Here is a 5,237-nt window from a genome sequence, read left to right on the forward strand (position 1 = left end):
TACATTCCCAGCGAGCACGATCCGCTCAGCCCCGCTCCCGGATCGACGCTCACCACCCCGGAAATTCGCGTTCGGCACGTCGTCGATCTGGCGCCGGAAATCTGCAGTCTCGACATCGGCACGATGAACTTCGGCAAGCATGCGGTGCTGAACACTCCCACCCACGTTGCGGCGATGTCCAGGATGGTGCAGGCAGTGGGTACTAAGCCCGAAATCGAAGTGTTCGACATCGGCCATATCGATCATGCCCGGCGAATGATCGAGGACGGCCTCATTGAGGACACTCCGTTCTTTCAGATCTGCCTAGGCGTGCCCGGCGGCGCGCCCGCCACGCCGCAGGCGCTGATCAGCCTGTTGAGCTTCCTGCCAGCCGGCGCGCATTGGGGCGGCTTCGGCATTTCGGCAATGTCGCTGCCGATCGCCGCTCAATGCGTGCTGCTCGGAGGGCATGTGCGCGTCGGGCTCGAGGACAATCTATACCTGCGCCGCGGTGAGCCGGCGCCGGGCAATGCCGCCCTGGTCGAGCAGGCGGCGGATATCGTGCGCACGCTGGGTGGCGAGCTTGCCAGTCCGGACGAAGCGCGCGCTACACTCGGCCTGTCGGCGCGCAGAAGCTGAGCATGCGCTTCGCGACCGACACTGGCGGCACCTTTACCGATCTCGTGATCGAGGGAGATGACGGGCTGTGGCGCGCGTTCAAGGCGCCGACTATTGCCGAAAATCCGGTCGCAGGCGTGCTCGCCGCCCTGCAGCTTGCGGCGGACGAATATGAGCTGACGCTGCGTGAATTGCTCGGCAGCGGCACCACCTTCATCCACGCCACCACCCATGCGATCAACGCGATACTGACCGGCAACACCGCGAGCACTGCGCTGCTGACGACGCAGGGCCATCCCGATGTGCTGCTGCTGCGCGAAGGTGGGCGCCCCGATGCGTTCGATTTCACAACGCCGTTCCCGCAACCATTCGTGCCCCGGCACCACGTGCATGAAGTGCCCGAGCGCGTCGATGCCGACGGCAGCGTCTTTGCGGCGCTCGACGAATCGGCGGTGCGCGCGATCCTTGATCGACTGAAGGCCGACGGAATCGAAGCGGTTTCGGTCTGTCTGCTCTGGTCGATCGTCAATCCCGCGCACGAATTGCGCATCGGCGAGTTGATCGAACAGCATCTGCCGGGCGTGCCCTACACCCTGTCCCACCAGCTCAATCCGATCCCGCGCGAATATCGCCGCGCATCGGCGGCGAGCATCGATGCTTCGCTCAAGCCGATGATGGGCCGCTATCTCGGCTCGCTGACCGATCAGTTGCGCGACGCCGGCTTCGACGGCCGCGTGCTGATGGTGACGTCCCAAGGCGGAGTCATGGATGCTGCGGCGCTGGGCAAAGCACCGATCCACGTTCTAAATTCCGGGCCGTCGATGGCGCCGGTCGCCGGGCGCCATTTCGCGGCAGATGCGGGCGGCAGCGACGTCATCATCGCCGATACCGGCGGCACGACCTTCGATGTCAGCGTGGTCCGCGACGGGCGCATTCCGCTGACCCGTGAACTTTGGGTCGGGCCGCCGATCCTCGGCCATCTTACCGGCTTCCCGTCAGTCGACGTGCGCAGCGTCGGCGCAGGGGGCGGCAGTATCGCCCGAGTCGATTCAGGCGGCGGGCTGCAAGTCGGCCCCGAGAGTGCGGGCGCAAAGCCCGGTCCCGCCTGTTACGGGCGCGGCGGCGCTGAGCCGACGGTCACCGACGCGGCGTTGATCCTGGGCTACCTCGACGCCAGCTTTTTCCTAGGCGGGACGATGCCGCTCGACGTGGCTGCTGCCGAAGCGGCGCTCGAGCGCGTCGCGGCGCCGCTCGGCCTGACCATCGCCGAGGCCGCAGCGGCGATCATCGAGCTGGCGACCGAAACCATGGCGCAGGCGATCCTCCAGATAACCGTGGAGCAGGGCATCGATCCAGCACGGGCGACCTTGGTCGGCGGCGGCGGCGCGGCCGGCATGAATGTGGTCTTCATCGGCCGCCGCCTGGGATCGGCACGGATCGTCGTTCCCGAAGTCGGCTCGACCCTGAGTGCGGCGGGGGCATTGATGTCTGACCTAGTCACCGAGAGGCGCGCCACCGGGCGAATGTCCACTGCGTCCTTCTCCGCCCAGACCGCAAACCGCATCCTCGACGGCCTGGAGCAAAAATGCCGCCGTTTTGCCGATGCACAGGCCAACGATACCGAAAGCGTCAGATATGTGCGCACGGTCGAGGCGCGCTACGCTGACCAGGCTTGGGAGATCGAAGTCGTCCTGCCGATCGAGCGCTTCGGCACCGAGCAGGATATAACCGCGATGCGCGAAGCCTTTGATGTCGAGCATGAGCGACTCTACAATTTCCGCGACGCCAACAGCGCGGTCGAGATCGTCAGCTGGCGCGTCAGCGTTGCCTGTCGCCTGCGCGATGCTGGCGCACGGCGGCTGGCCGAGCCGCCAAGCGAGGCTCCGCGCTCGTCGCGGCCGATAATCCTGCCGAGCGGCGAGCGGATCGACGCGCCGGTCCATCGCTGGTCCGACATGCCAGTGGACGAGCCGTTTCGCGGCCCCGCGATCGTCGAATCCCATTTTACGTCGGTCGCGATCGACCGCGCCGATTTCCGCCGCACCGCAGATGGCAGCCTAGTGATCAACCTATGATTGACGCCCCTGCCCAGCCGACATTGTCAGGCGCCCGGCTATCGGTGCTGCGCAGCCGAATGGACGGCATATCGCGCAAGATGGCCAAGGCGCTTACCCGCGCGGGACGATCGGGCGTGCTCAACCGCGCTAAGGACTTGTCCTGTGCGATCCTCTCGGCCGATTGCGACCTGCTCAGCGCCGCCGACAGCCTGCCGATCCATGTGCTCAGTGGCCCCGATCTGATGGCACAGTCGATGCACCGCCATCATCCCAAGCTAGAGCGCGGTGACGCCTTCCTGCACAATTCGCCATATGAGGGCTGTTCGCACGCGGCCGATCATACGATCCTGATGCCAGTGATCGACGATGCCGGGGTCCATCGCTTCACAGTGCTGGTAAAGGCACATCAGGCCGATATCGGTAACAGCGCACCGACCACATACTTCGCCGGTGCGCGAGACGTCTATGAAGAAGGCGCGCTGATCTTCCCGGCGGTCAAGGTCCAGCAGGATTATGTGATCAACCAGGATATCGTCCGCATGTGCCGCGCGCGGATCCGCGTGCCCGATCAATGGTATGGCGATTTCCTGGCGATGATCGGTGCCGCGCGTTGCGGCGAGAACGACCTGCTCGAGCTCGGGGCCGAAGTCGGTTGGGATACGCTCGACCGCTTCACCGACGCCTGGCTGTCTTATGGCCAGCGACAGATGCGCAGCCGGATCGCCGAATTGCCCGCAGGTAGCGCAACGGCATCAAGCAGGCACGATCCGATGCCTGGCACCTCGCCCGATGGGGTCGAGATTCGCGCGACGGTAACCATAGACCCCGAAACGCAGAAGATTTTGGTCGATCTTACCGACAATCCGGAAGTTTTGCCCTGTGGACTCAACGTGAGCGAGGCCTGCGCTCGCACCGGTGCGCTGATTGGTATCTTCAATACCCTTGGTGCCGGTGTCGCGAAAAATGCGGGCAGTCTCGGTTGTGTCGAAGTATTGATCCGCAACGGCAGTTGTATCGGGGGCGGGAGCCATCCGGTCTCGTTCTCGGTTGCGACTACCAACCTCGCGGATCGCGTCGTCGCTGCCGTGCAAGTCGCGGTCAGTGCATTGCTTCCCGAAGCGGCTCTGGCTGAAGTTGGAGCCGTCAATCCGCCACACAAGGGCGTGGTTTCGGGCGTGGACCCACGCGATGGGCGCTCGTTCATCAACCAATTATTCCTAGGGAGCACCGGCGGCGGGGCATCGGCGCATAGCGATGCGTGGCTGACCTATTCGCACGCGGGCAACGCCGGCATGTCTTTCGTGGACAGCATTGAGATGACAGAGATGCACCATCCTTTGCGGGTGTTGCGGCGCGGACTGGTCGCCGACAGCGAAGGCGCAGGCCAGCATTGCGGCGCGCCATGCCTTTCGGTCGAACTTGGACCCACGCTGGGTAACCTTGAAATATCCTATGTCAGCGATGGGGTGATCAATCGTGCACAAGGCGTGTGCGGCGGGCTTGAAGGTGGTGCGGCGGCCCAGGTGAAGCGCGTGCCGGGGAAAGCTGATCAACCTCTCCCCGGACATGGCCGCCTGACGCTACGCCCCGGCGAAACCGTGCTGTCGACAGGCACCGGCGGCGGAGGATTTGGCGATCCGCGCCACCGGAATCCCGAACGGGTGCTCGCCGACGTATTCGATCGCCGCGTGTCCGCAGCGCGCGCGCGCGACACCTATGGCGTCATCATTGTCGACGATCGCGTCGACATCAGCGCCACTGAACAATTTCGCAACCAGGGGCCTCTACCTTGAAACTTGAAAATCAAGTCGCGCTGATCTTCGGCGGCAGCTCGGGCATAGGCAAGGCCACCGCGCTGCGTCTTGCGGCCGAAGGCGCTACCATCGCAGTGATCGCTAGCGGCGACATCGCCAAGGCGAATAAGGTCGCAGCCGAAATCACACGAAACGGCGGCAAGGCAAGGGGTTTTACCGCCGACGTCCGCTCGGTCGCTTCGATCCGGAAGGTTGTGGCCCAAGTCGAGCAGAGCGTGGGACCGATTGATATCCTGGTCTACTCAGCCGGGGTATATTACCCGACACCGTTGGGAGACATGGACGAAGACCAGTTCGACCAGATGATCGATATCAATTTCAAGGGTGCCTTCTTCGCGATCGACGCCGTTTCCGAAGGCATGAAGCTGCGAGGCCGCGGGCGAATCGTCAATCTCGCCTCAGTCGCGGCATATCGTGGCTCCTCGGCGTATCCGCTCTATGCCGCCACAAAGGCGGCCATCATGATGTTGACCCGCTCTCTGGTCGGAAAGCTGGCGCCGCACGGCATTCACATCAACGCGGTCGCTCCGGGCAACACGGCGACCGCGCTCAACGAGAATGATAGGGTTGGCGAGGGAAGCGCCGAAATCCTGGCAGCCAAGGCCCGACTGACGCCGAGCGGCCGCACCTATTCGCCGCCGGAGGAGATTGCGGCGACGATCTTCTTCCTGGTTTCCGGCGAGGTGAACGCAATGCATGGCGCGACCATACTCGCCGACGAAGGCCTGTTCGCCGGAATGTAAAATGATATGATGTTGAAATTATATTT

The 5,237-nt window shown here is 63.9% G+C and carries 4 protein-coding genes; all 4 read left to right on the plus strand.

Translation table 11 applies throughout. The features are described from left to right. A partial coding sequence (locus tag JWN21_RS12060) for a 3-keto-5-aminohexanoate cleavage protein (RefSeq protein ID WP_299650381.1) occupies window positions 1-618 on the plus strand: 618 nt, incomplete at its 5' end. 2 nt (window positions 619-620) lie between these two features. Then, window positions 621-2,672 carry a hydantoinase/oxoprolinase family protein gene (locus tag JWN21_RS12065; RefSeq protein ID WP_299650384.1) on the plus strand — a complete coding sequence of 684 codons (2,052 nt, stop codon included), beginning with the start codon at window positions 621-623 and terminating at the stop codon, window positions 2,670-2,672. After that, window positions 2,669-4,447 carry a hydantoinase B/oxoprolinase family protein gene (locus JWN21_RS12070; RefSeq protein ID WP_299650386.1) on the plus strand — a complete coding sequence of 593 codons (1,779 nt, stop codon included), beginning with the start codon at window positions 2,669-2,671 and terminating at the stop codon, window positions 4,445-4,447. Before JWN21_RS12065 ends, JWN21_RS12070 begins: the two co-directional genes overlap by 4 nt. Next, the gene (locus JWN21_RS12075; RefSeq protein WP_299650389.1) at window positions 4,444-5,211 is read left to right on the plus strand and encodes an SDR family NAD(P)-dependent oxidoreductase; all 768 of its coding nucleotides are present in this window, start codon (window positions 4,444-4,446) and stop codon (window positions 5,209-5,211) included. Before JWN21_RS12070 ends, JWN21_RS12075 begins: the two co-directional genes overlap by 4 nt. Window positions 5,212-5,237 lie beyond the last annotated feature (26 nt).

This window comes from Sphingomonas bacterium (genome assembly GCF_028292945.1).
Lineage (GTDB): Bacteria > Pseudomonadota > Alphaproteobacteria > Sphingomonadales > Sphingomonadaceae > Sphingomonas.

What these genes read in the sequence shown, in the direction of transcription:
- JWN21_RS12070 (WP_299650386.1), top strand. Translation starts at nt 2,669, where the DNA reads ATGATTGACGCCCCTGCCCAGCCGACATTGTCAGGCGCCCGGCTATCG.
- JWN21_RS12065 (WP_299650384.1), top strand. Translation starts at nt 621, where the DNA reads ATGCGCTTCGCGACCGACACTGGCGGCACCTTTACCGATCTCGTGATC.